This is a genomic window from Paenibacillus sp. B-A-8 (assembly GCF_048572915.1).
Taxonomy (GTDB): Bacteria; Bacillota; Bacilli; order Paenibacillales; family Paenibacillaceae; genus Paenibacillus_AQ.
Genome location: NZ_CP183882.1, coordinates 2759731 through 2784721 on the forward strand (window position 1 = coordinate 2759731; position 24991 = coordinate 2784721).

A 24991-nucleotide genomic window follows, 5' to 3' on the forward strand; every position below is an offset into this window, starting at 1 on the left:
TATAATAGATTGGCTAATATTAACAAAGGGAAATAGAGGAGGATTACGTGATGTTATTCCGGCAAAACGATGTCATTCTGTTTCAAGGCGACAGCATAACGGATTGGGGTCGTAATTATGAAGATGCTTCATCGCTTGGTGTAGGTTATGCATTGATGATCGCCGCTCGTCTGGGGCATTTATATCCTGAGAAGAACCTTACATTCTATAATCGCGGAATTAGCGGCAATCGTGCTGTAGATTTGCAGGAACGCTGGGATAAGGATTGCCTGAATCTAAAGCCGACTTGGGTGTCCATATATATTGGTATTAACGACACTTGGCGCCTCTTTGATTCTGGTCAGGAAACAACGCCTGAACAATTTGAAGCTGCGTATCGTGACCTGATCGAGCGCACGCAGCATTCGCTCGCTGCTAAATTAGTCCTAATAGAGCCATTCGTGTTGCCTGTTCCTGAAGATCGTAAAGCTTGGCGCCAGGATCTGGACCCGAAAATTCACATTGTACGGGAACTGGCGCGTGAATATGGTGCATTGCTTGTTCCACTGGATGGCCTGTTTGCTGCGGCATCTGTAAAAGCAGAACCTGCTTATTGGGCTCCGGATGGAGTACATCCATCACCTGCAGGCCATGCCCTTATTGCAGATGCTTGGCTTAAGACGGTAGGAGCTACCGATAAAGCTTAAGGGTCTGATCGTATTTCTAAATAATTCACTTGATTCTATAAGACTAGAACCACTCATTAAAGGAGCAGGTTATAGTCTTTTTTTATAACTGCTAGGAAAGTCGTTTCGTTATATTTATTGACACTGTTATAATTGGGTTATGTTTCTTTTATTGGAGGCGGTTCGTATTCGGCGTTTATTGTGTGTTGTATCTTTGGTAGTAGTTACGCTGTTAAGCGGATGTAAGAATGACGTGGGATTCATTAATGCTAGGTGGATCACCGGAGTGTCTTTAACTCCTGTAACAACTAGTGATCAGAACCAAGTTGATCGACCCGAACATTTTGAGACCCTAATACTGAAGGACTCTACTCTGATTAAGACGCTTGCGGAGGCTATGAACAAGAGCAATAAATTATCGGGGGAGCTGGATTGGGCCCCTGAATTTAAAATGGAACTTGTTTATGGTGATGGCTACTCGAAGGATTATTACATAGCAATAGGTGATGAGCCCGGCTATAGAGGAGTATTTACTACAGCTGAGAATGGTGGTCAGGGCTACTCTATTCCGGTGAAGAATTCGGACCAATTAAGGAAACTCATTTTTGGGACAGTAGATCAGGCGAACATAGAACAGACGGAGTCGCTGGAGTCTTCTGTTAAGGTTACAGGTCCAGTAACGATATCACATAATGATCTCTATCCCTTAACGAATAGAACTGGATTCTTGAATCTGCAGCTTTTAGATGGAACCTACAGTGAGGATTGGACAATACCAGGTCCGTTGATGGGAAGGAATTGGAGCGGCAGATTTGGGCTTGTTCTTATTGATAATCAAGGGAGAACTTTGAATAGCTTTCCACTCAGTGAACATTTTGAGGATCCCATAATATTTAAAGATTTTTTTCAAATTCAGTTTGAGGACTATAATGGCGACGGCGATCCGGATTTTACTTTGGGGCAGTACGGGTCAAGTAACGGTTACTTCTACAAGTTGTTTACGCTTAGAAAAAATAACGTTATAGAGGAACTACCAATCCAATCCGGTTCTGATTTATTTATCAGCAGTCCTAAGGGGTATTCGATAAAGCTTGATAAAGTGGATGACCATAGCTTCAAGAGAAGTTATTACGATAATGTAGCGGGTAAACAGATGGAAGATATTTTTCAGTGGAATGGAAGTGCATTTCAGAAGTTAGATAAGTGATTCATACCAGAAGTGAGAGGAATGTGTGATAGATGACGAGTGATACCATACAAGATTTAGAAGGACTAAAAGCCATAGGAAAAGTGGTAGGACATACCATCGCCGAGATGAAAAAGAAAGTTACTCCCGGCATGACAACAGCAGAGCTTGATAAGATTGGAGCTGGTATTCTAGCGGAATTCGGAGCATCCTCAGCCCCAATGAAAACGTATAATTTTCCAGGCAGCACCTGCATCAGTGTAAATGAAGAGGTTGCTCATGGGATTCCTGGTCCTAGAGTGATTAATGCCGGTGATTTGATCAATATTGATGTATCTGCTGAGTTGAATGGTTATTATGGGGACGCGGGGGTTTCTTTTCAATTGCCACCCTACAATGAGGATATTTTACGTCTGTGCCGGAGTACTGAGGAAACTATGATGAGCGTAATCAATCATCTGAGAGCTGGGATGAAGGTCAATGAGATTGGCAGAATGATGGAGCTCGAAGCTCGGAAACGCGGCTATAGAGTGGTTCGTAATCTGTGCAGCCACGGGATTGGCAAATCACTGCATGAGAAGCCATTTGAAATCTTACCTTTCTATAATCCTAGAGTGACTACAGTGTTAAAAGAGGGACAGGTGATTACCGTTGAACCTTTCCTCTCTACCGGAGCAGATTACGTGGAGCAGCAGTCGGATGGATGGACACTGAGCGTTGTAGACAATGGCCGGGTAGCGCAGTTTGAGCATACGATTATCGTGACGAAAGGTGAGCCTATTATCCTAACCAAACCATAAAGAGGAGAGTGCGAGTGTGAAAATCGCCTTTATACTTTTTGACGGGATTACATTCTTAGATTTTGCGGGGTTCTATGATGTTATTTATCGATTAGGGCAATTTGAAATCGGCGAAGGGTTGTCGTGGGATATATGTGCAGCTTCGGAAGAAGTGACGGATGAGTTAGGATTCACTGTGAAAGCAGGGAAAGTGCTGCCTGAGCTTTCGGAGTATGACATGATATTTGTACCTGGAGGGATGGGGACACGGAAACTCCGTTATGATGAAGCTTTTGTCTCATGGATTGCGGGTGCCCGCAATGTTCCTTATAAGGTGTCGGTCTGCACTGGATCACTGCTGCTTGGGGCTGCGGGGTTGTTAGAAGGGAAAAAAGCCACTACCCATCCATCTGCTTATGATTTACTAAGACCCTATTGTGAAGAAGTTGTGGAGACCCGTATTGTACATGATGGAAATGTAATTACAGGCGGTGGAGTTTCGACTTCTATTGATCTAGGTTTATATCTAATTTCATCTTTGGCTGGTGAATCAGCAATGAATTCGGTGAAGAAGCAGATTGATTATCCGTATGAGATGCAGGGGATCGTTCGAATCTGAAGATAGATAACGGAGGGACCAGAGATGGCTGGACAAAAAATGAAGGTTATGCTGTTTCAGCAATGGGTAAGCGATAAGGAACAGTGGGTACAGCTTAGAGATTTACTGATGAAGGAGAGCAACCTTCCCGGGCAACGAGTGAATTTGGAGCTCTCAGGAGATTTTGCCAAACATTTTGCCCATCCTAAACTAACAGAAACAGACTGGGAGTTTCTTAATTCCTGGGCTAATCTTACAGAGGCAGAAGCTGGGGTGAATGATCCCCGTGAGTTTCTGCCGTTTTGTGCGGTTAGAGCGCTGGGTGCTTATTACAGCTACGCTAATGAAGAACAGAAAATTACGATACAGAGCATTATTAAGACAGCTATGAACGACTCCAGATGGAGGATGCGTGAAGCGTCTGCTATGGCGCTGCAAAGTATAGGGGAGGATGGTTTTGCCCTTGTCAGGCAGCTGATCGACATGTGGGAGGAGGGCGCGAACGGGCTTGAACAAAGAGCTTTTGTAGCAGCGTTAGCGCATCCTCCTCTTTTAAAAAAGAAAGTGAATACGCTTTATTGTCTTCAGTTAGCTACTCGAATCATGGAAAATATGGGTAGTGGGGAAGTGCAATATGAGGACGCTGAGCATTTTCGTGTATTATCTAAGGGGCTTGAATACAGCTTAAGTGTATTTGTGGCGAGTGAACCTGAAGCGGGCTTTGCCATGCTGGAGAAATTCGCTAAGAGCCCTGATAAGCGAATTATTAAGATTGTGAAGAGTAATCTTGGTAAGTCGCGTTTGAGTAAGAAGTATGCTCTACAGGTAGCGGAGATTCTCAAGAGTTTGACAATACAGGAGAGGACATGAGGATCAGCTTTCCATTGGAATTATGAAGTATAGTTTTACATACATTTAACATGCCACATACGCTTAAGTGATATAACAGAAAGAACTAGGTGAAAAGGTGGCTGTTAGATGAAACTAAGTAAAGAAGAAAAATCATGGATTCTTTATGACTGTGGAAATTCTGCGTATTCGATGGCGGTTACAACGGCATTACTGCCCATAGTTTTTGGAATGTTTACGAATGTGAACAGCAGTATGGATTTGGGGTATTTTAATTCCATTGCGAGTATTTTGGTGGCGATCTTAAGCCCGATTTTAGGGACGATGGCAGATTACAAGGATAAGAAGAAACGCTTCTTCATATTTTTCTCATTGATCGGTGTGATAGCTACAGCTTCATTGGCTTTCGTTGCGCCTGCAAGCGGACAATGGCAGCTATTGATTGTATTTTATATTTTGTCGGTGATAGGTTTTGCGGGAGCTAATATTTTTTATGATTCTTTTTTGGTGGATGTAACCACGGACGAAAGAATGGATAAGGTATCTTCAAAAGGTTTTGCTTTTGGATATATCGCCAGTGTCATTCCCTTTGGTATCAGTCTACTGCTGATTCTGTTTATGGGGATGGACAAATCGATTGGTTATCAGATTGGATTTATAATTACAGCCCTTTGGTGGGGACTGCTGACCATGCCTATGATCAAGGATGTGCAGCAAAGATATTACATAGAACCTGAACCCAAACCGATCATTAATAGCTTTAAAAGATTGGGAGACACGTTTAAAAATGTAAGACAGCATAAAGTAGTATTTGTATTCTTGATCGCCTACTTTCTCTATATTGATGGGGTAGATACGATTATTAAAATGGTAGTGCCATATGCCACATCGGTACTGGGTGCGGATGCTTTTGATACTTTTACTTTACTGGGGATCTTATTAGTTATCCAGATCATCGCATTTCCGTGTGCTATCCTGTATGGTAATCTCGCCAAAAAATACTCAGCTAGAACGATGATCATCGTGGGGATTTTTACATATATCATTTCCTGTATCGCGGCTTACTTTATTACTTCAGTGTGGCATATATTTATTCTGGGAGCGCTAATTGGTTCCGCCCAGGGAGGGATTCAAGCGCTTAGCAGATCTTATTATGCGAAGATTATTCCTAAGGAAAAATCCAATGAATTCTTTGGGTTTTACAATATCTTTGGTAAGTTTGCGGCGATTGTTGGTCCTGCTGTAATGTCATTAACAACTACCCTAACAGGCAACGCTAAATTTAGTATTTTATCGATTATCCCGCTATTCATTATTGGATTCTTCGTATTTATAACTTTACCTAAAGAGCAGCTGGAACAAGATGAACCGAAGGGACTTATCCTATGAAGTCAAGCAAAGAACAAACGGCAATGGCCAAACATCTGATCGTCATCTCTTACGATGCCTTTTCAGAAGATCAATGGAAAATGGCCAGCCGTCTTCCAAACCTATCGAAATTGATTAAGAACGGAGCGCATAGTAATCAATTAAAAAGTGTATATCCCACGCTCACTTATGTGGTGCACACTACGATAGCAACCGGTGTATATCCAGATAAGCATGGTATCCACCATAACAATCCATTTCAGCCGTTTGTGAAGGAAAAGGAGCAAAGCTGGTTCTGGTTTAGAAATGCGATAAAGGTGCCCACGATTTACGATGCTGCGCGCGAGCATAACATGAGTACCGCTGGAATTCTCTGGCCAGTATCAGGGAAATCCTCAATCCAATACAATATCCCTGAAATCAGAGCTATCAAAAAAGAAAATCAAGCACTGAAGGTGTTGAAAAGCGGGAGCCCATTATATTGTATCGAGATGGAGTTGAAATACGGACGGCTTCGAAAAGGGATTGAGCAGCCCTATCTGGATGACTTCACGACAAAGTGTGCGATAGAAACGATTAAGCGTAAAAAACCTAATCTTCTGATGATGCATTTGATTGATCTGGATGACGCCAAGCATATTTACGGCACTGACAGCGATGAAGTGAAGCAGGTAATCACACGCATGGATAAACGGCTAGGCGATATTATGCAAGCAGTGGATGAAGCCGGGATAAAGGATGACACAGTTTTTTTAGTTTTGGGTGACCATGGCCAGTTCAATGTTAGATACAAAGTGCATTTGAACAACCTTTTGCAGGAAAAAGGGCTGATCTATGAAGAAAATGGTGAGATGAAGTGGAGAGCTTACTTTCAGTGCGGGGGCGGAGCCGCTTATCTACATATCAAACAAGGTGATGAAGAAGCTGAACAATTAGCATTAGCTGCGATTCGGGTGGATATGAAAGATGACGCTTCTGGCATAGAGGAATTGTATGCAAGAGAGGAGCTGGATCATCTACATGTGGGCCAATCTACTAGATATATGCTTGAAGCTAAGAAAGGCTATTGTTTCGATGAAAGCATGGATGAACCAAGCATTGTTGATTTGGACAAACAAGGAATTAAGTATGCTACTCATGGCTACTCTCCCGAAAAAGAGGATTACAGATGCAACTTGGTGATCTCAGGGACTAAGGTGAAAAGTGATTTTCCCATAGGGGATCTCAAAATGGTAGATATAGCTCCTACGATGGCAAAGATTTTAGGAATTGACTTTAATCCTTGTGACGGAAGACCTTTAGATGAAATTTTCATTTACTAAAGCAAGCTGTGAGAAAAACATTCAGTATTTACTAAATAACGCGTTGGTAGAGAAGATTCGTCTCTTGCCAGCGCGTTCTTTGTTTACCTAGAAGGAGGAGGGCTTGTACTTGGTATAGATTAAATATAGATAAAGTCGGAATACTTACTAGAACAAGATCCATATACAATGGAATTAAAATGTATTGTGAGGAAGAGGGGAATTGGATATGGATGCTGATATTAGACAAAAAATTTTAAATAAAAATGACAGACTTATTAGTATGGTTATTGAACGTGCTAAGAGAGATTTTCCTGATGACATTGCAATCATTGGGCTTACAGGTTCTTTCAGTACCGGAGATTTTCATGAAAAAAGCGATCTTGATCTAATCATAATTAATAATACAGCCCAAGGCTGGGGGATATCTTCGTGTTTTATTCTGGAGGATGTTGGATACGACATCTATTGTACGCCATGGGAAACAAGGATAGAAGATCAAGCGAATCTTGAGAGCCCAATGATTTCGTGTCTGATAGATTTAGAACTGTTATATTGTGCGAAACCCGAATATCTAGAAAAGCTAAATTTATATAAACAGAGAGCGCTCGATGCTTTGGCAAAGCCTATAGGGATTGAATGTATTAGCAGAGCGAAAAAGAATATAGATATAGCAAAACAAGAATATACGAATACATTACTTTCTGGAGAGATCGGAGCAGTGAGGTATGCTTCATGCGAAGTTGTATACAATTTGGTAAATGCTCTAACACATTTGAACAATACCTATTTTAAACGGGGACTTAAGAGATATCTGGAGGAAATAGCTACATATCGTTACATTCCTGATGATTTTGAAATGAAATATATGGCTGTGATCGATGCGAAGACTGTCGTTGAAATCAGAAGCGCATCATATAGATTTTTAGAAAGCGTTAATGATTTATATAATAAAATGTATAAGGATTTTGTGATTCAACCTGTCCCAACCTATGATAATCTTGGCGGGACCTTTGAGGAACTGTGGTGTAACAGCCGTAATAAGGTTATAGCAAGTGTAGAATTAAATGATAAATCTTATGCTTATTATGCAGCGATGGGCATACAAAATTTTCTTGATGAAATGACAGAATCAAGGGGAACCCAAAAGTTTGATCTTATTCAGTATTTTGATTCAGATCATCTGCATTTATTTAAAGAGCAGTTCCTGCAGGTCATGGATGAATATCTGGAAGAATATAATAAGGTGGGAAGGAAAGTTGACCGATACGATACTTTTGAGGAATTATATAACGAATATATGAGGGTATAGCTGATTTAGCGGATAGTGAAGATTACCAGATTACGAATTTTCGTAGTCTGGTTTTTTCATTTTTTATGGAACGATAAGATTATTTTAAGTCATATGGGTAGAATAATAGATATCATACTAGTGGCGTCTGATTTGCCAAAGTGGTGACATTTATTATAGACTATTTTTTGTCGGCTTTTGTCCAGTGAATATTGTTCACTTGTAGTGATATAAAAAACTAATTTGAAGCGGGGAAATGGAATGCATGGAATGAGACAACATCAAAAATCAAATAAGCTGAAGATATTCTCAAAAGTCATATTAATTATTATAGGGGCACTAATTACTTCATATGGTCTGGAATCCGTATTAATACCTAACAATGTCTCAGATGGTGGTGTAACAGGGCTGAGTATCGTTGGTTCACAGCTGTTTGGATTGCCGTTAGGACTGTTAATTGTTCTAATTAATATCCCTTTTGTTTGGCTAGGATATAAGCAAATTGGTAAAAGCTTTGCTATTTATTCCATTATCGGTATTGCCTCACTTGCCATTGGTACAAGCCTTATGCACCATGTGCCAACGATTATTGAAGGAGATACATTGTTAATTACTGTTGTCGGCGGGATTATTATCGGTTTTGGTATGGGGTTAGCGTTACGTAATGGCGGGGCGTTAGATGGGATAGATATGTTGGCCGTTTTACTTTCAAGAAAAATACCTTTTGGGACTAGTGATCTAATCTTGTTCCTAAACATGTTTGTCTTTATTGTTGTTTCAACAGCGTTTGGTCTACAAGGGGCGATTCTATCCGCACTTGCTTATTTTATTGCTTCTAAAGTGATTCATATTGTTGAAGAAGGATTGAGCGGTTCTAAAACTTTTAAAATCATTACAGTTCAACCGGAAATCATGGTAGAGACGATTCGTGACCGATTGGGTCGTGGGGCAACCTATACAGATGCTTATGGCGGCTACTCTAATGAACAATTCAAAGAAATCACCTGTGTAATTAACCGTCTGGAAGAAAGCAAAATCAAAGATATCATTCATGAAATTGACCCTAACGCTTTTGTTGTAGTATATGATGTAGCAGAAGTTAAGGGCGGTAATTTCAAGAAGCACAATATTCATTAATTGCGATCTTGAAGTTTTATCTCCTCAAGTGTTTGACAAATGCATAAAATGTAACTATTATTGTTGCATCTGAATAATGCACTTGTTACTAGCGCGACAGTAAGGCAGAAGGAGAGATTTCCAATGAACATCAGCACCCGATTTGCGGTAGCTATTCATATATTAACGTTAATCGACAGTAATAAAGAGGGCAAAAGCACCTCGGAGTGGATAGCTGGTAGCGTGAACACAAACCCTGTAGTTATCCGCCGGCTAACGAGTATGCTGCAAAAAGCAGGGCTGGTAACCGCCCGCCCGGGAGTCGCAGGAGCTTCGCTTTCACGTAGCAGCGCTGAGATTACACTGCTTCAGATTTATAAGGCAGTAAACGCGGTGGAGGAGGATTCACTGTTCTCGGTTCATGAGCACCCTAACCCGGAATGTCCAGTCGGCAAAAATATTGCCAGCGCCATTGTACCCGTATTCTCGAACGCGCAAAAGGCGATGGAGAATGTCCTTCAGGAGGTTACTTTGGAGCAGATTGTCAATGAAATGCCGGAAATATAATTACTCCATATCTCAACGTAGAATGAAGACTACAACATGTGCTAACGTGATTGTGGTCTTTTTTTTGCAGAGACTAAGGGGTTTTATAAAAAAATAGAAAAGAGGCTGATTTTTTTGAATACTACTATGGTTGATGTCTTAAAGGGTCAGTTTGAGCCAACGTTAGAGATGCTTACTCGATTAGTAGAAGAATGTCCTGATGAGCTTTGGTTTGACCGACAAACGAATTATTGGAAGCATATCTTTCATGCCATTACGGGGATTCAATTTTGGTTTAGACAAGGAAGTGAAGTATTTCACATACCTACCTTAAATAAAGATATCACACCTGATTTGGATAAGGAATGTACGGAGGATCCGACGAAAGCGGAAATGGGTGCTTATGTGCAAGAAATGATAGAAAAGTCTCACTCTTTTATAGAACCATTAAACGACCAGTCTATTTTCGAACCTTGTGACGTATATAACGAATTCACTAAGGCTGATGTTATTCTAATGCAGATCAGGCACATCCAACATCATGTCGGTTATTGCAATCATATTTTAAATTCTCATAATCATAAGGCTGTTCAATGGCTCGGTTAGAGGACTAATGACTCAAAGAAGGGAAGTAAGACATAATTATAGAATCTGTATTTAGAAGGTAGGTAACAAAAGATAGAGGGTATAATACAATCTATATAGTTTACAAAGCTGAAGTGGAAAAATGAACGGAGGATCTACAGTGGAACAAATCGCATTAATCTCAGATATACATGGAAATATCCCGGCTTTGACAGCCGTACTGGATGATATTAAGCAGCGTGGAATTAGCAGGATATTTTGCCTGGGAGATATTGTTGGAAAAGGGCCGAATTCAGATCTAGCCGTTGATATCATTAAGAACAATTGTGAAATCAGTGTTATGGGAAACTGGGATGATTTAATGAATCAGGATGTTGATTTTGAAATGGCCCGGTGGAGCCGGAAATTGTTAGGGAAAGAACGTCTTGCTTATTTGGGTACATTACCGTTCTCGATTGAGTTTATGATGAGTGGTAAGTTTATTCGGTTATTTCATGCTTCGCCGCGAAGCTACTATGAACGGATTCAGCCTTGGGACGATTACGAGAAACGACTGTCTATGTTTGGTTGTTCCGATCTGTGCCAGGAGAAGCGACAAGCGGATATCGTTGGTTATGGGGACATTCATAATGCTTTTATTCAACATATAGAAGGGAAGACTTTATTTAATGTAGGCAGCGTGGGGAATCCTCTGGATGTGACTCAGGCATCTTATGTGATTTTGGAGGGGGAGTATGGAGGAGTGACAGGAGCTTCTTTGAACATACAATTTGTAAGAGTCCCTTATGATATTGAGTTGGCCATTCAACAAGCCGTAGACGCGGTTATGCCAGCTACAGAGCCATATATACGAGAGCTTAGAACTGCGCAATACAGGGGAAATGTGCGGGGATAGAAATACCAAAAAAGTAACGGAGGGAACAAATTGAAGCTTAGTCACGTATTTGAGCATTTCCCTACTTTAGAAACTGAACACTTAACACTAAAAAAGATTGAAGTTAGTAACCTCGAAGAGGTATTCGGAATTTATAGCAATGATCAAGTGTTTGAGTACTGTGGTATTATTCCGAAGCATAATAAAGATACAGTGAAAAATATGATTGGACATTTTGAGCGGGATTTTAACAAAGGGGTAAGAGTGAAGTGGGGGATTTTCCGCAAAAATAATCCGTACATACTGCTAGGTATCATCGAAGCTATGGATTTTAATCAAAAAGTGGATATGGTTACGATTGGGTATTTTCTAGCGGAATCTTATTGGGGAAAAGGGATTGCAACTCAGGCGATTCAAGCAGTGAAAAAATATTTATTTGAAACTGCAGAGGTCAATCGAATCCAAGCAGAGGTCATGCCTTTTAATGAGCGGTCCAAGCGGGTGCTCCTAAAAAGTGGCTTTATGAAAGAGGGAACGTTAAGGCAAGCTCATGTATGGTCAGGTAAAGGTCTCGTTGATTTGGAGATTTACAGCATCCTAGCAGAGGAATACGGAAAGGGATAAAGCGGATCCTAGTGAAAGTAGGGGAGATTATGGGGACTATCGTGGTCATAGGTGGGGGAGAACTAATCGATCTAGAAACGCTAGAAATGGATCGTGAAGTTGTGAAGTTAACCCAAAAAGCTAATCCGAAAGCATTATTTATTCCAACAGCTAGTAGTGATGCTCCAGGTTATTGTGATACGTTCAACAAAGTGTACGGCGAGATTCTAGGCTGTGAGACAAGTCATTTATTACTTGTGAGTCAAACCTATACCCATGAAGAAATCGTTGAGCTTATTACGTCCGCTGATCTGATTTATGTTGGTGGAGGCAATACCCGAAAAATGCTGGAGATTTGGAACAATACCGGTGTGGCTGCTCTTCTAAAAGATGCTTACACCTCTGGGACCGTATTAGCAGGGCTGAGTGCAGGTTCCATTTGCTGGTTTGAATATGGGCATAGTGACTCTGAAGCGTTCGACGACCAAGGGGAATGGCAGTATATTAAACTTGAAGCAATGGGTATTCTGCCTGGTATTCATTGTCCGCATTATAATGAGGATATTCGGGTTGAGGATTTTTCGCGTATGGTTAAAGGTGGAGGGTTGCCTGGCATCGCAGTGGATAATAACTGTGGCATCATCTACAAGGATCATGAATTTAAGGTGATGTCTACCAGAGAAGAAGCCAAAGCCTACCGTGTGATGGACACCGAGCAAGGGGTTGTCGTTACGGAAATCGAAGAACATCTAAGCTACAGACCTCTTAAAGAACTGTATGGTGCGCTATGATTATTTTTGAGCAGCAAGAGATCGGGCTAAGAGCGCTCGAACCGGGTGATGCTGGGTTGCTTATGAAATGGCTCTCAGATCCTGTTGTACTGGAATTTTACGAAGGTCGTGATCGACCGCATGATCTGGAGTTGGTTAGGAAGCATTTTTATGAGGATCGAGATGAAGTCACGCGGTGTATTGTGCAATATAGGGAGCAGGATATAGGATACCTCCAGTTCTATCTGATTGATGAAGAAGAAGTGGAGGAATACGGTTATACTGAATTTAAAGGTAAAATATTCGGGATGGACCAGTTCATTGGTGAGGCGGAGTGGTGGAACCAAGGCATAGGCTCGCAGCTCATCAAAAAAACAGTTAACTATCTTATTGAAAACAAACAGGCTGATAAAATCGTAATGGACCCGCAAGCTTGGAATAAGAGAGCACTGAGGGTGTATGAGAAAAGTGGCTTTGTAAAGAAGAAATACCTTGAGAAGCATGAAATGCATGAAGGAGAATTAAGAGATTGTTGGTTGATTGAATATGAGGAGTAGAGAGGAGGGGGCCATGAAAACAAATCAGATTTATATCGTCCTAGCGAGTTTTATTCTAGGGATTTCATTTATTATTGGATGTTCATTTATTAATGGTGATAAAGAAACGAAAGTCGATCAAGAACAGACTCCATCGATAACAACAGCGGATAAGCTGCTTATGGATATTAAAGAGACGGCCTTATACTTGAATTTGACCGAAGCTCAGGTGATGAATATTATTACAACGGAGCATAATAGTTTAAAAAAGCTTGGGTCTTTTCCTGGTACTCCCTTTCCTTATATAAATGTAGACAATAAATATCTTTTTAACAAAGACTTATTATCAAAATGGGTTGCGGAAGCCTCCTTAAATAGGAGAGTTTATCTGAACGGACAAACAAAATAAGGTTTTACTCGGATAAGGAAGGTGCGCTCTATTAAACTACTGTTCGTCTGCAGCCAGAATCGTTGGCGGAGTCTAACTGCGGAGAAGATATTTCAAGGAATCGACGGTCATGAAGTAAGATCTGCTGGAACAGAGGATCAAGCCAGAATTAAACTTTCTGCGGGGCATGTGGGCTGGGCGGATGTTATTTTTGTGATGGAGAAGAAGCATGTTCGAAGAATTCAAGATAAATTTAGAGACATTGTAATCGGCAAAAGAATAATTTGTCTGAATATATCAGATAATTATAAGTATATGGATGAAGACTTAATTGGACTTCTGGAGTCCAGTGTATCTGAATATTTACAGGAATAGCTCTTCTAAGGATGTTATGAATCATGTTTGGCTGTGAATCAGTCGGCATGATTTTTTTATTGGTAATTGACAAACATATAGAAGGTAACTATACTAAAGATAGTTAATTTGTAACTGAACAAGTTACAGGATATTGGGAGGAAACATTATGACAACTAAAACAACACTTCATCCGGACGTAGCAATTGGTCTGGTACAAATTAGGGTAAGTAATTTAGAGCGTTCGCTCACTTTTTATAAGAACGTTGTGGGACTAAGTGTCTTGCGGCAATCTGGCCGTGAGGTAGAAATGACTGCTGATGGCCAGAATGTGTTATTGATTCTGCGGGAGATTGAGAATGCAAGGGTGCTTCGGCCGAACTCTGTGGCTGGACTGTATCATTTTGCCATCCTTGTTCCGGATCGTCCGAGCTTGGGACTTGTTGTTCGCAACTTGATTGCTTCAGGGATTGAAGTAGGTCAGGGGGATCATTTGGTGAGTGAAGCGCTGTACATTCAGGATCCAGACAACAATGGAATCGAAATTTATCGAGATCGTCCTAAGGATACATGGAAGTATGATGCAGAAGGTCATGTAGTGATGACAACGGATCCAGTAGATGTAGATGGATTGTTGGCAGCTTCTGAAGGTTTACAATGGAACGGGTTGCCTGCTGGAACAGTGATCGGCCATGTGCACTTTCATGTAGGTAATTTAACTAAGGCGAAGGAGTTCTACGTTGGTTTGCTTGGATTTGATCTAGTAGCTAATTATGGCAGTGCGGCAATGTTCATCTCCGCAGGTGGGTATCATCACCATATTGGGTTGAATATTTGGGCGGGGCAAGGTGCTCCTGCGGCTCCTGCTGATGCAGTGGGAATTGATTATTTCACCTTACTTTTTCCGAATGAAGAGGAACGTGCGGCTGTCGTTGAGCGTGTTCAGCAGGCTGGCTACACTGTTGTGGAAGAGAACGGGGACCCTACATTCAAAGATCCTTGGAACATTGGGATCAGACTCATCGTGAAGAGTCACACCAAATAACTAATCTTTGGGAAAATAAACCTTTATATGGATAAAAAGAACTATTCATTCTCGTCCATTTATTTTATAATATTTGGAAATAGATGGTCGGAAGGGTGAAGGTTGTTGGAATCATTCAAAATGGCGTATGTGATCCTTTGTCACAAAAATCCTGAACAGATCAATATGCTAATCGATAGTTTAACTAGTGAATCCGTCGAGTTTTTCCTGCATGTCGATCAGAAAAGTGATATTGAAGCTGACATTACCCATCGTGATGATATCCATTTTGTGAAAGAGTCTATTGATGTACAGTGGGGACATTATAGTCAGATTGAATGTATTTTGAAGTGTTTTGCGCTGATCAAACAACATGGGAAGTTCAGTTATATTCACATTATAAGTGGTCAGGATATGCCCCTTGCTTCCAATGAAGTTATTCTTGATTTCTTTAAGGAGAATCAGGGGGATGAATTTGTGAAGTATCTCCAATTACCGAACGTTTCTGAAACGTGGGGGTGTTATGAGCGAGTATCGGTTTATTATCCTAGATTCTTGATCTCAAGAACTAGACGTATGGCAGCTATTAGAATGAGGTATATTAAATTAGTAATGAGTGTTCCGTTCCTGCAAAGAAGGTTGGACGCTCTCCCAAAAGCACTATACAAAGGCTCGAACTGGATGTCCATTACAGGTGGATGTATGGAATACATCATGGAGTTCATTTCTACTACTCCGGAGTATGTTAGATTTTTTAAGAACTCACTATGTGGTGATGAAATCTTCTTCCATACGATTATTTTGAATAGTACTTTTAAGAGCAATGTACGGAGTGAAATTAAGAGGTATACAGACTGGGAAACAGGGCCGGATTATCCTCGAACGTTAACGCTAGAAGATTATGAACGGATCACTCGTACCGCTGTTACAGAATGCTTTTGGGGTAGGAAGTTTGATCTGGATATCGATAGAACCATCGTTCAGAATCTCCTTAATATAAATTCTAAAATAAAAATATCGTAAACACATACAGGAGGACAAGCTTATGAAAATCGCAGTTGTTGGAGCAAGTGGAAAAGCCGGAAGCCGAATCACTCAGGAAGCACTAGATAGAGGCCATGAAGTTACAGCCATTGTACGGGATGCATCGAAAGTTACAAATAAGAAGGCAAAAGTTTTCGAAAAGGATGTATTTGCACTTACCGCTGAAGATTTAAAGGGTTTTGATGTGGTGGTAAATGCTTTTGGAGCACCGTTTGGACAAGAGCATCTGCATGTGGAGGCCGGCAATGTGCTTATTGAAGCGTTGAAGGATGCCCCTAACACAAGATTGATTGTAGTTGGAGGTGCGGGAAGTCTATATGTAGATGAAGCTAAGACGCTTAAAGTGATAGATACCCCTGATTTCCCTGACTTTATCAAGCCAACGGCTACGAATCAAGGGAAGAACCTGGAGATTCTGCAAGGTACAGATTCCCTGTCTTGGACTTTCGTTAGCCCATCCGCTAATTTTGCTATAGGGACAAGAACGGGGTCTTACGTAAAAGGTAAAGATAATCTGCTTGTGAATTCCAAGGGTGAGAGCTATGTGAGCTATGAAGATTATGCGATTGCTATTGTAGATGAGATTGAACAACCACAGCATATTCGCGAGCGCTTTACAGTTGTTTCGGAATCTTAAGTGAGTATAACGAGTAGGGATCAACTATGAATAAGAAGGCAGAGCCATCCGGGCTCTGCCTTCTTGTATATACTTATTCTTTTTCTTCAGCAATTTCAGCAATTCGTTTCTTTGCATCACCGCGATAAATCCCGCCATGATAGCAAATGACCTTCTCAATTTCATACTCAGAGAACTTAGCCAGAGAGGATAAGGCTAACTTCATGTCAGGCGTTGCCGAAGGAGTGGGCCCATGCAGCTCACCGTCTTGAACCGTTAGCGCATCCGCGGCAATCAGCGTACGGCTATTATGATGGTACAGACTCAGATGCCCGGGGCTATGTCCTGGTGTATGAATAATCGTAATTCCCCCGGCAAGAGGCAGCATTTCCCCATCCATTAGGGTTTGATCTACTCTTCCCTTAGGGGGATGGGATAACACGGATAGGAAAGCGTGGCGCCATTCCTCTGGTACATGAGGGGGGATCATGGCTTCTGCCGCTGCTAAAGCTTCAGGGGTGTGTTTAAGGAGCATCCGCTCTCCTTCAATATAAGGCTTTTCGATTTCATGAGCCAGAACAGTAAGGCTTAGGCTTTCATCTGATAACAGGGCAGGTAAGCTCCCGATATGATCTAAATCTTGATGTGTGATGATTACAGTACGTAGTTGTTCCCAAGGTACGTGGGCTTCTTTTAGAGCCTCTTTGAACATGGGGAGCAGGCCCGGAAATCCAGTGTCGACGAGTACAGCTGAATTTTGATCCCAGAGCAATGTGGGGTAAATGGTGTCACTGCCACCCATAACCTGTGCTGTAATCTCTAACATTTCTATTCCACTAGCAATATGCATAAGATCCCTCCATGATTGGTAATAAGAGCGATGCCGTTAGGCTAATGCATATAATACTCAAAATAAATTATAATTTCAATAGTGTAATTTATTAATATAACATATAAAAATATTTTTGTCAATATTCATTTGATGTATTTTTTGTGGAATTTCTAGATGAAAATGATCTTTAGGATCGCCTTACGCTTGATTTTGCCCTCAACTAAAAATTTGCGATATAATAATCAAATAAAAAATGGGAGCTGATGTGGTTTGGAGACTTTTCTAGTTGTACTCGTCCTACTGGGGCTTATCGCAATATCCAATATCATAAACCGATTCATTCCCTCTGTACCGATACCGTTAATTCAGATTGGTCTGGGTGTAATGGCTGTGTTAATGCCTTTGGGAATACATATGACACTGGAACCGGAGCTGTTCTTCGTGTTATTCATTGCTCCGCTTTTGTTTAATGATGGGAAACGAACACCAAGAAATGAATTATGGAACTTACGTGGTCCGATATTAATGCTGGCACTGGGTTTGGTTTTTGCCACGGTGCTTATTGCTGGTTATTCGATTAACTGGATGATCCCAACGATTCCACTAGCGGCTGCATTTGCTCTGGCAGCAATCTTATCGCCGACAGATGCAGTCGCAGTCAGCGCCATCGCTGGAAGGGTACATCTTCCGAAGAGTATTCATCGCATTCTAGAGGGTGAATCATTAATGAATGATGCCTCTGGGCTTGTTGCCTTTAATTTCGCCATTGCCGCAGCAGTTACGGGTGTGTTTTCTTTACCGAAAGCCTCCATTAGCTTTGTAGTTATAGCTGTAGGCGGGTTGATTGTCGGGGCACTATTGGCTTTTCTTCTGATCCGGCTAAGTGTAATTATTCGCAGGCTGGGGATGGAGGATATCACGGTGCATGTGCTGCTGCAGATCCTAACCCCTTTTATTATCTATTTGATCAGTGAAGAGATAGGGGTATCTGGCATTTTAGCAGTGGTTGCAGGAGGGATTATTCATGCGGTGGAGAAGGACCGTGCTGTATCTCCGCAGTATAAGCTGCAACTGGTATCCGCCAGTACATGGTCTGTTCTACTCTATATATTGAACGGTCTGGTCTTCCTTATTCTCGGTTTATCTATTCCAGACGTTATTGAAGTAATCTACCGTGATACGGCCGTGGATAATCTTATGGTCGTTGGTTATGTATTAGCCATTACCGTGCTGCTGTTTGTACTACGGTTTCTATGGGTGTATGTGTTCTCTCTAGTGGGATCTCGTCTGCGAAAAATAGATAAATCGTCTGTTAAGTCACTATTAATCCTCACCATTTCAGGAGTGCGTGGAGCGGTTACCTTAGCAGGTGCTTTCTCGATTCCTTTTGTTCTAGGGGATGGATCGCCATTTCCTGAGCGTGATTTAATCATCTTTATCGCTGCAGGTGTTATTCTAATGTCGTTGCTGATCGCCAGTATCTTTTTGCCAATTCTAGCAGGTAAAGAAGAGCAGGTTGCCGAATCAGGTGATACAGGAGCCGAGCAGGCGGCCAAATCTAAGGTTATTGCTGCCGGTATAACCATGCTGCAAAGTATGATGACAGAAGAGAGCAAGGAATCCGCATTGCCAGCTTTGAGTGAATTTAGAGATAAGGTTTATAGTCTAAACCGTGAGGACCAAGCGAATGATCCAGCACTCGAGGACTTCCGCCGCTTGGGGGTTGAAGCAAGGATTGTGGGTCTGCAAGCCGAGCGCAAAGAGCTGAACCAATTGCTGGAGAACAATGAGATTCCCCCCTCAGTTGCTCAGAAGCTGGAAGAATTCCTGGATCATAGTGAAGTCTTTCTAGCTAGGAGTCTGAATTCTCAAATTAGAATATCGATCACCGAGATTAGACGGCTGTTTGCGGGGATGTTCTCAGGACAGAATGAAGGGGAAGCTAGCCAACAAATGCTGCAACAGGCTGAATGTGCAAGAGAAGCGAAAATTGCTATGGCCCAAGCAGCTGTAGCTGCTGTTAATGCGAGTAAGAACGAGAATAACCGAAAAGCAGTCGAGAAGATTGCAAGCAGTTATGAGCAGCTAATCTCACGTCTTGAGCAGGGAAAAGGCTGGACCAAGGATGGTCTTGTGGATGATCAAAAGCTTGAAATGAAGCTGAAAGCCATTCAAGAGCAGCGGGATAAGGTGCAGCAAATGTACCAGGATGGAACCATTAACCGCAAGCTAGCCGGCAAGTTACGCAAGTTCGTAGACCATTTGGAGACATCGATTTGGGAGGATTAGCTGTGTTAAACAAAGTAATGGGAGAGAGCTTGTTATTTACTGAAATTCGTGAAGAACATCTGGCAGATGTGCTTGATATTTATAACTATTATGTGATTAACACCACGGTATCTTTTCACACGGAGCCCTTAGGTTTGGATGAAATGCGTCAATCCGTGATGAATGATGATCCGCGATTCAAATCGTACGTGATTTTATCTTGGGATAATATCATTCAGGGTTATGTACTGATTGCTAGACATAAGAGCAAACCGGCTTATGATACCTCTGGGGAGATCAGTGTGTATTTGAAACCGGCTTGTGTGGGTAATAGAATAGGACAGCATGCCTTACGCTTTATTGAAAAGAGGGCTGCCGAGCTGGATTTTCATGTATTAGTAGCTACTGTATGCGCAGAGAATGAACGCAGTCGCCAGCTTTTTTTGAATAATGGATATGAGCAATGCGCTTACTTTAAGGAGATTGGCTGTAAATTTGGTCGAAAATTAGATATCGCCAGCTATCAGAAAATCTTAGGAGGAATTCAGATATGAAACTCGCGGAAGCGTTAGTGAATCGGAGTGATCTTACCCGTAAAATCGCGCAGCTAAAGCAGCGCCTGGAGCGAGTCGTTAAAGTTCAAGAGGGTGAGGAGCCGGCTGAACAGCCAGAGGTTCTTTTACAGGAGTTAGAAAGAGCTGTGAATGAACAGACGATTTTGATCCGAGCGATTAATCGAACGAATTCATCTGTGGCTTTCAATGAGAACTGGAGTATTGCCGATGCGCTAGCGGAACGGGATAAAATGCTACAGCTGCGGAAGCTACTTAGCGATTTGCTTGAACAGGCTTCCATTACTCAGGACCGTTATAGCCGCTCAGAGGTTCGTTTTCAGAGAACGGTGGATGTCGTTCAGATTCAGAAGCAGATGGACGATCTATCGAAGTCTTACCGTGAGTTGGATTTTAAGATTCAGGAGAAGAACTGGACGGTATCCTTAACTATACCGCAATAAGATATACCACAGCAGAAGGTAACTGGTCTTCATAAAGGTGAGCGCAACCCGCCAACAGGGGAAGTTGGAAAATTGACAGATGCCGGGCCATATCTGACCAAATGATAATTTAGCCCCGTACTGTAACAAATGTAAAGTGTACCTATTAATGTAACTACCAAGCGCTGATTTATGGAAGAACGGTGAGGGCGGGGACGGGGATATTTTACTGTGGTTTAGCTTTTTCATAACATGAAGTGAGTCTTTTAGGATAGGTATATTTGTCATATATAATGTGAAATAATGTCGAATAATGTTGAAATAAATTGAATAAAATTTGCATGAACGGCCTGTTTTGCCTATATTAACGCTTGTTATCCTGTATAATTTACGAATACGCGGATTTCTTAACCGCTGTTCAATTTTCAAGTTGATTATTCAGGATGAGCGTGTGATTCACTGGTCTGAAATTCGTGGCCCTTGTCTCCTCATTCATTCTACTATTCCCTTTATGAAAGAGAGAAGTGACAAGTGACCATGAAATCAATTGCCTGGGTAACCGACAGTACAAGTATAATAGATCCGGAATTCGCCAAGAACAATCATGTGTATATTATTCCGTTACGAATTATTATCAACAACGAATGTTATAAAGAAAATATAGATATTACAATCGATGACTTCTATGAGAAAATGCGTCAGCATGAAAAGGTAGGCAGTTCACAGCCTCCAATCGGTGAGTTTATCGAGCTATACGAACGGTTGAAGGAAGAATACGATGAAATTATCGCTGTACATCTATCGTCAGAACTCAGTGGCACCTACAATGCTTCGATGCAAGGCGCCGAAATAGCGGAGGCCAATGTAATTGGAATTGATGCTAAGGTAGGCGCTTATCCGATCAGAGAAATGATCATGCGGGGTATACATTGGCAGAAAAAGGGCCTTTCTGGACTGGAAATTAAAGCGAAGATTGAAAATATTATTCAGAATATGTCCTTTTACTTAATTCCTGCTAGCTTGACACAGCTTCATCGCAGTGGACGTGTTTCTGGATCACAATTTGTACTTAGTCAATTGCTGCGCATAAACCTGCTGCTTCGTTTTGACGAAGGGAAGGTCGTTGTTGTGGAGAAGATTCGCACGATGAAGAAGACGCAACAGACGCTTTTGGATATATTTAAACAGGATGTAGGACTTGTTAGTGATGTATGCATCATGCATTCTAATAATTTAGAGATGGCACTTAAGTTAGAAGAGGACATCAAAGCGATGGCCCCCGACTTACGTACAGAGATTATGACATATATTCCTGCTGTGGCTGTTCATGCGGGTGAAGGTACTGTAGGGCTGTCCTGGATCAAGAACACTAGCATCAATAGTATTCATCCGGATGTTACACCCGCAGCCTTTCCGGAAGCAGCACTTGTATAGAGATGGAATCAAGTATAGTGTGAAACTTATACTTTCTTATATTTGAATAAAGAAATCGCTCCTTGGGAGATGGATGGGTGACCACCATTGTACCGAAGGGCGATTTCTTTTTTGTTAAAAATATGTTGTTACTTGATTGCACGGCGCCGGAACATTTGTCCAATTACATCACTTAGCACGAGTCCAGCTGCAATGGCTCCAGAGAGCATTAATGCCCGAACAGCGATTTCTACAGCCAGAGTATAGTCCTCTTCCACAAATTTACGCATAGCATCGTAAGCGAGGCCACCCGGAACAAGTGGGATAATACCACCTACACTAAAAATAATAACCGGCATTTTGAAGGATCGCGCAAAAAACTGGCTGACGATGCCCACTATTACACTAGCTGCAAACGTAGCTACAACAGGTCCGAACTCTACATTAAGAAGCACATACACCATCCAGCCCACCATTCCGGCAAAACCACACTGTAGTAGTGAGCGCTTAGGCGCATTAAATAGAATACAGAAGGTTGCCGCGGCAATAAAACTGGTTATAAGTTGCAAAATCATGAAGGGCTAACCTCTTTCACATGGATATTAAAATAGTGATAGTACAAGCCCGATACCTGTACCGATCGCAAATGCAGTTAGAAAGGCATCGGCACCCTTGGATATGCCTGAGACAAGATGACCGGCCATCAGATCACGAACGGCATTAGTAATGAGTAGTCCGGGTACTAGAGGCATAACGGAGCCGATAATGATTTTGTCCATCTCTTGACCAATTCCCATCTTTACAGAACAGAAGGCTAGAAGTCCGATTAGGAAGGAAGCAGAAAACTCTGCGAAGAATTTAGTCTGCACTAAACGATGCAGATAAATGACCGCAGCGAAGCCTAGTCCGGAAATCGGCAAGGCGGGGAGAGCATCCCACAAACTGCCTTTAAACATAACGGTGAAGCAAGCACCCGTAAGGGCGGCTGCTAAGATCTGCAGCCATACGGGATAGACAGGTGAGGCTTCATCGACTTCTCCTAATTTTGCACGGGCTTCCTCAGCTGTAATCTGACGTTCGCTCAGACGCCGAGAAATGTCATTGACCTCCGATACCTTCTGCAGATCTGTTGTTCGTTCCGCAATCCTGTATAACTTAACGGGCTCTATTCTATTTGTGGTGAACATAATTACGGTTGGCGTCACATAACTGTGTGCTCCCGGGAACCCGAGAGATCCAGCCATTCGCGTCATCGTATCTTCAACTCTGGATGTTTCTGCACCATTCTGCAGCATGATCTTGCCAGCAAGAAGACAGAGATCAACGATTTCATAATAGGTAGTGTTACTCGTACTATCCAACTTCTCCGATCCTCCCCTGGAATGTTATATCTATAATTCCACATATCCGATTGTCGCCTTATTGATTGAAAATATCAAGCCTAAAATAGTATTAACATGAATAAATCTCATACTTAAAATGCTCGAAAAAGATACAATTTAGAAGAGTTGGCATTACATCCAGTTCCTACCAAATGTACATGCATAAAATATAGTGAATAGGACAGGTTGGGCTTGTCTTATATTTTTGCAGGTATAAAGGAGGAGTGATCATGACTTTCGGCATTGGAATAACAACCTTTGTCTTCATAATGGCTATGCTAGTTATTTTTATGAGACCGGGAGGCATTAATGAAGCATGGCCAGCATCAATCGGGGCTGGGATTTTATTGTTAACGGGAATTGTGTCTGGTAGTGATATTGCTGATATTATCGGGAAAATAGGTGGGGCGTCTATCACTATTATGGCCACCATCGTCATGGCGGTAATACTAGAAAGTTTCGGTTTTTTTAACTGGGCGGCTACACGACTTGTGATTTTGTCAAAAAGATCGGGACATCGTTTATATTGGTATATTCAATTATTATGCTTTTTGATGACTCTTTTATTCAATAATGACGGAAGTATCTTGATCACGACTCCAATCTTAATATTACTCCTAAGAAATCTTCATCTAAAACCTCATCAAATGATTCCTTATCTATTAAGCGGAGCTTTAATTGCAACAGCTTCAAGTGCTCCTATCGGAGTAAGTAATATTGTTAACTTAATAGCTTTGAAGATTGTTCATATGAGTCTTTATATGCATACGGCAATGATGTTTGTACCTGCAACGCTTGGCTTACTATTTATGTCAGGCTTGATGTACTTTGTACTGAGAAAGAGATTTCCTGTAGTTTTGCCCGCGGTAACCGATGATATTGAGGAACGATTCTTCTACAAAGATTTCCATCCCTTAAAAGGTAGAATTTCAGTTGAAACTAAAAAGAAGCGTACCGTATTTATGTTAAAAGTACTCTTGTTTGTTTTTATCTTACGTTGTCTTCTTTTCGTGGCTTCTTACTTTGCTATCCCTGTTGAATGGGTTGCTGTATTTGGGTCTTCCGTTTTACTCATGTGGAGATGGTATTTCCTGGGGACGACTCCGGTCGATATTCTTAAAAAAGTCCCTTGGCATATTTTGATCTTTGCGTTTTCCATGTACGTGATTATTTACGGTCTTCATAATACCGGACTTACAGCAATGCTTGTGGCCGTATGCAAACCGATAGTTTCTCAGGGACTTTTTCAAGCAAGCTTTATTATGGGTGGATTGGTTTCAATTCTATCAAACTTTTTTAATAACCATCCTGCTTTAATGATAGGCACGATTACCTTAACAGAAATGGGCCTTGATCCTATCACATTAAAAACGATCTATCTTGCCAATATTATTGGCAGTGATATGGGCTCATTGTTACTTCCCATTGGCACACTGGCCTCTTTGATATGGATGCATATCTTAAGACAAAATAAAATTAAAATTAAATGGAAGGATTATTTAAAAGTCACAATCATCGTCATTCCATTAACAACCATTTTGACTTTATTTCTATTATATTATTGGGTCCAGCTTATTTTCACTTGAGTTGTTCAGAAGGTGGAAGAACT

General features: G+C 41.4%; 28 protein-coding genes. 25 read left to right on the top strand and 3 right to left on the bottom strand.

Annotation, left to right across the window (positions count from 1 at the left end; genetic code table 11):
• The first annotated feature begins 50 nt into the window (after positions 1-50).
• The 20 genes from ACN6MV_RS11855 to ACN6MV_RS11950 all read left to right on the top strand — a co-directional run bounded on the left by ACN6MV_RS11855 (position 51) and on the right by ACN6MV_RS11950 (position 16514).
• The gene (locus tag ACN6MV_RS11855) at positions 51-686 is read left to right on the top strand and encodes an SGNH/GDSL hydrolase family protein (RefSeq protein ID WP_419886415.1); all 636 of its coding nucleotides are present in this window, start codon (positions 51-53) and stop codon (positions 684-686) included.
• A 265-nt stretch (positions 687-951) separates the two neighbouring features.
• Complete coding sequence (locus ACN6MV_RS11860; protein WP_042126694.1) at positions 952-1872, top strand: hypothetical protein; 921 nt, start codon at positions 952-954, stop codon at positions 1870-1872.
• A gap of 32 nt (positions 1873-1904) precedes the next feature.
• Complete coding sequence (gene map / locus ACN6MV_RS11865; protein WP_042126696.1) at positions 1905-2651, top strand: type I methionyl aminopeptidase; 747 nt, start codon at positions 1905-1907, stop codon at positions 2649-2651.
• Positions 2652-2667: 16 nt separating this feature from the next.
• A complete protein-coding gene (locus tag ACN6MV_RS11870) occupies positions 2668-3249 on the top strand; it encodes a DJ-1/PfpI family protein (RefSeq protein ID WP_076117760.1) in 582 nt (193 codons plus the stop codon).
• Between the two features lie 24 nt (positions 3250-3273).
• Positions 3274-4098, top strand: a complete 825-nt coding sequence (locus ACN6MV_RS11875) for a hypothetical protein (protein ID WP_419886416.1) — start codon at positions 3274-3276, stop codon at positions 4096-4098.
• Between the two features lie 108 nt (positions 4099-4206).
• Positions 4207-5466, top strand: coding sequence for an MFS transporter (locus tag ACN6MV_RS11880; RefSeq protein WP_076117758.1), 1260 nt, complete (start codon positions 4207-4209; stop codon positions 5464-5466).
• Positions 5463-6767: an alkaline phosphatase family protein gene (locus ACN6MV_RS11885; RefSeq protein WP_419886417.1), complete on the top strand. Its 1305-nt coding sequence runs from the start codon at positions 5463-5465 to the stop codon at positions 6765-6767. Before ACN6MV_RS11880 ends, ACN6MV_RS11885 begins: the two co-directional genes overlap by 4 nt.
• 208 nt (positions 6768-6975) lie before the next feature.
• Positions 6976-8058 carry a nucleotidyltransferase domain-containing protein gene (locus ACN6MV_RS11890; protein ID WP_375102657.1) on the top strand — a complete coding sequence of 361 codons (1083 nt, stop codon included), beginning with the start codon at positions 6976-6978 and terminating at the stop codon, positions 8056-8058.
• A 240-nt stretch (positions 8059-8298) separates the two neighbouring features.
• Positions 8299-9174 carry a YitT family protein gene (locus ACN6MV_RS11895; RefSeq protein ID WP_170880240.1) on the top strand — a complete coding sequence of 292 codons (876 nt, stop codon included), beginning with the start codon at positions 8299-8301 and terminating at the stop codon, positions 9172-9174.
• A 123-nt stretch (positions 9175-9297) separates the two neighbouring features.
• On the top strand, positions 9298-9720 hold the full coding sequence (locus tag ACN6MV_RS11900; RefSeq protein WP_042126709.1) for an Rrf2 family transcriptional regulator: 423 nt from the start codon (positions 9298-9300) through the stop codon (positions 9718-9720).
• A 114-nt stretch (positions 9721-9834) separates the two neighbouring features.
• Entirely contained in the window at positions 9835-10305 is a 471-nt protein-coding gene (locus tag ACN6MV_RS11905; protein WP_339290562.1) for a DinB family protein, read from the top strand.
• Between the two features lie 139 nt (positions 10306-10444).
• On the top strand, positions 10445-11179 hold the full coding sequence (locus tag ACN6MV_RS11910) for a metallophosphoesterase family protein (RefSeq protein WP_042126713.1): 735 nt from the start codon (positions 10445-10447) through the stop codon (positions 11177-11179).
• A gap of 30 nt (positions 11180-11209) precedes the next feature.
• Entirely contained in the window at positions 11210-11782 is a 573-nt protein-coding gene (locus ACN6MV_RS11915) for a GNAT family N-acetyltransferase (RefSeq protein ID WP_419886418.1), read from the top strand.
• A 29-nt stretch (positions 11783-11811) separates the two neighbouring features.
• Positions 11812-12552 (top strand): peptidase E, encoded by a 741-nt coding sequence (locus tag ACN6MV_RS11920; protein ID WP_339290564.1) that lies wholly within the window; start codon positions 11812-11814, stop codon positions 12550-12552.
• The gene (locus tag ACN6MV_RS11925; RefSeq protein ID WP_419886419.1) at positions 12549-13088 is read left to right on the top strand and encodes a GNAT family N-acetyltransferase; all 540 of its coding nucleotides are present in this window, start codon (positions 12549-12551) and stop codon (positions 13086-13088) included. Before ACN6MV_RS11920 ends, ACN6MV_RS11925 begins: the two co-directional genes overlap by 4 nt.
• A gap of 13 nt (positions 13089-13101) precedes the next feature.
• Positions 13102-13476, top strand: coding sequence for a hypothetical protein (locus ACN6MV_RS11930; RefSeq protein WP_339290568.1), 375 nt, complete (start codon positions 13102-13104; stop codon positions 13474-13476).
• A gap of 30 nt (positions 13477-13506) precedes the next feature.
• The gene (locus ACN6MV_RS11935; protein WP_339291327.1) at positions 13507-13830 is read left to right on the top strand and encodes a protein tyrosine phosphatase; all 324 of its coding nucleotides are present in this window, start codon (positions 13507-13509) and stop codon (positions 13828-13830) included.
• Between the two features lie 148 nt (positions 13831-13978).
• A complete protein-coding gene (locus ACN6MV_RS11940) occupies positions 13979-14854 on the top strand; it encodes a VOC family protein (RefSeq protein ID WP_375102662.1) in 876 nt (291 codons plus the stop codon).
• Between the two features lie 105 nt (positions 14855-14959).
• Positions 14960-15856, top strand: a complete 897-nt coding sequence (locus ACN6MV_RS11945; RefSeq protein WP_419886420.1) for a beta-1,6-N-acetylglucosaminyltransferase — start codon at positions 14960-14962, stop codon at positions 15854-15856.
• Positions 15857-15878: 22 nt separating this feature from the next.
• Entirely contained in the window at positions 15879-16514 is a 636-nt protein-coding gene (locus ACN6MV_RS11950; protein ID WP_339290574.1) for an NAD(P)-dependent oxidoreductase, read from the top strand.
• 73 nt (positions 16515-16587) lie between these two features.
• On the opposite strand, the gene ACN6MV_RS11955 is transcribed toward ACN6MV_RS11950, so the two are convergent.
• Complete coding sequence (locus ACN6MV_RS11955; RefSeq protein WP_042126722.1) at positions 16588-17343, bottom strand: MBL fold metallo-hydrolase; 756 nt, start codon at positions 17341-17343, stop codon at positions 16588-16590.
• A gap of 252 nt (positions 17344-17595) precedes the next feature.
• Here ACN6MV_RS11955 and ACN6MV_RS11960 point away from each other — a divergent pair, with 252 nt between their 5' ends.
• The 4 genes from ACN6MV_RS11960 to ACN6MV_RS11975 all read left to right on the top strand — a co-directional run bounded on the left by ACN6MV_RS11960 (position 17596) and on the right by ACN6MV_RS11975 (position 22021).
• The gene (locus ACN6MV_RS11960; RefSeq protein ID WP_419886421.1) at positions 17596-19614 is read left to right on the top strand and encodes a Na+/H+ antiporter; all 2019 of its coding nucleotides are present in this window, start codon (positions 17596-17598) and stop codon (positions 19612-19614) included.
• A gap of 2 nt (positions 19615-19616) precedes the next feature.
• On the top strand, positions 19617-20147 hold the full coding sequence (locus tag ACN6MV_RS11965) for a GNAT family N-acetyltransferase (protein ID WP_249923482.1): 531 nt from the start codon (positions 19617-19619) through the stop codon (positions 20145-20147).
• Positions 20144-20608, top strand: coding sequence for a DIP1984 family protein (locus ACN6MV_RS11970; protein WP_042126725.1), 465 nt, complete (start codon positions 20144-20146; stop codon positions 20606-20608). The genes ACN6MV_RS11965 and ACN6MV_RS11970 overlap by 4 nt, the downstream gene beginning before the upstream one ends.
• A gap of 516 nt (positions 20609-21124) precedes the next feature.
• The gene (locus ACN6MV_RS11975) at positions 21125-22021 is read left to right on the top strand and encodes a DegV family protein (protein WP_042132101.1); all 897 of its coding nucleotides are present in this window, start codon (positions 21125-21127) and stop codon (positions 22019-22021) included.
• 128 nt (positions 22022-22149) lie between these two features.
• On the opposite strand, the gene ACN6MV_RS11980 is transcribed toward ACN6MV_RS11975, so the two are convergent.
• Together ACN6MV_RS11980 and ACN6MV_RS11985 are read right to left on the bottom strand one after the other, a co-directional pair.
• On the bottom strand, positions 22150-22575 hold the full coding sequence (locus ACN6MV_RS11980; RefSeq protein WP_042126727.1) for a threonine/serine exporter family protein: 426 nt from the start codon (positions 22573-22575) through the stop codon (positions 22150-22152).
• Positions 22576-22602: 27 nt separating this feature from the next.
• On the bottom strand, positions 22603-23361 hold the full coding sequence (locus ACN6MV_RS11985) for a threonine/serine exporter family protein (protein ID WP_419886422.1): 759 nt from the start codon (positions 23359-23361) through the stop codon (positions 22603-22605).
• Between the two features lie 251 nt (positions 23362-23612).
• Between ACN6MV_RS11985 and ACN6MV_RS11990 the strand changes: the two genes are divergently transcribed.
• Positions 23613-24968, top strand: coding sequence for an arsenic transporter (locus tag ACN6MV_RS11990; RefSeq protein WP_419886423.1), 1356 nt, complete (start codon positions 23613-23615; stop codon positions 24966-24968).
• The last annotated feature ends 23 nt before the right edge of the window (positions 24969-24991 follow it).

Excerpts from the sequence above, each read along its gene's own strand:
- ACN6MV_RS11940 (WP_375102662.1), top strand. The coding sequence starts at position 13,979 with ATGACAACTAAAACAACACTTCATCCGGACGTAGCAATTGGTCTGGTA.
- ACN6MV_RS11855 (WP_419886415.1), top strand. The coding sequence starts at position 51 with ATGTTATTCCGGCAAAACGATGTCATTCTGTTTCAAGGCGACAGCATA.
- ACN6MV_RS11895 (WP_170880240.1), top strand. The coding sequence starts at position 8,299 with ATGCATGGAATGAGACAACATCAAAAATCAAATAAGCTGAAGATATTC.
- ACN6MV_RS11980 (WP_042126727.1), bottom strand. The coding sequence starts at position 22,575 with ATGATTTTGCAACTTATAACCAGTTTTATTGCCGCGGCAACCTTCTGT.
- ACN6MV_RS11955 (WP_042126722.1), bottom strand. The coding sequence starts at position 17,343 with ATGCATATTGCTAGTGGAATAGAAATGTTAGAGATTACAGCACAGGTT.
- ACN6MV_RS11900 (WP_042126709.1), top strand. The coding sequence starts at position 9,298 with ATGAACATCAGCACCCGATTTGCGGTAGCTATTCATATATTAACGTTA.
- ACN6MV_RS11875 (WP_419886416.1), top strand. The coding sequence starts at position 3,274 with ATGGCTGGACAAAAAATGAAGGTTATGCTGTTTCAGCAATGGGTAAGC.
- ACN6MV_RS11925 (WP_419886419.1), top strand. The coding sequence starts at position 12,549 with ATGATTATTTTTGAGCAGCAAGAGATCGGGCTAAGAGCGCTCGAACCG.
- map (WP_042126696.1), top strand. The coding sequence starts at position 1,905 with ATGACGAGTGATACCATACAAGATTTAGAAGGACTAAAAGCCATAGGA.
- ACN6MV_RS11890 (WP_375102657.1), top strand. The coding sequence starts at position 6,976 with ATGGATGCTGATATTAGACAAAAAATTTTAAATAAAAATGACAGACTT.
- ACN6MV_RS11920 (WP_339290564.1), top strand. The coding sequence starts at position 11,812 with ATGGGGACTATCGTGGTCATAGGTGGGGGAGAACTAATCGATCTAGAA.
- ACN6MV_RS11950 (WP_339290574.1), top strand. The coding sequence starts at position 15,879 with ATGAAAATCGCAGTTGTTGGAGCAAGTGGAAAAGCCGGAAGCCGAATC.
- ACN6MV_RS11880 (WP_076117758.1), top strand. The coding sequence starts at position 4,207 with ATGAAACTAAGTAAAGAAGAAAAATCATGGATTCTTTATGACTGTGGA.
- ACN6MV_RS11970 (WP_042126725.1), top strand. The coding sequence starts at position 20,144 with ATGAAACTCGCGGAAGCGTTAGTGAATCGGAGTGATCTTACCCGTAAA.
- ACN6MV_RS11975 (WP_042132101.1), top strand. The coding sequence starts at position 21,125 with ATGAAATCAATTGCCTGGGTAACCGACAGTACAAGTATAATAGATCCG.
- ACN6MV_RS11885 (WP_419886417.1), top strand. The coding sequence starts at position 5,463 with ATGAAGTCAAGCAAAGAACAAACGGCAATGGCCAAACATCTGATCGTC.
- ACN6MV_RS11930 (WP_339290568.1), top strand. The coding sequence starts at position 13,102 with ATGAAAACAAATCAGATTTATATCGTCCTAGCGAGTTTTATTCTAGGG.
- ACN6MV_RS11990 (WP_419886423.1), top strand. The coding sequence starts at position 23,613 with ATGACTTTCGGCATTGGAATAACAACCTTTGTCTTCATAATGGCTATG.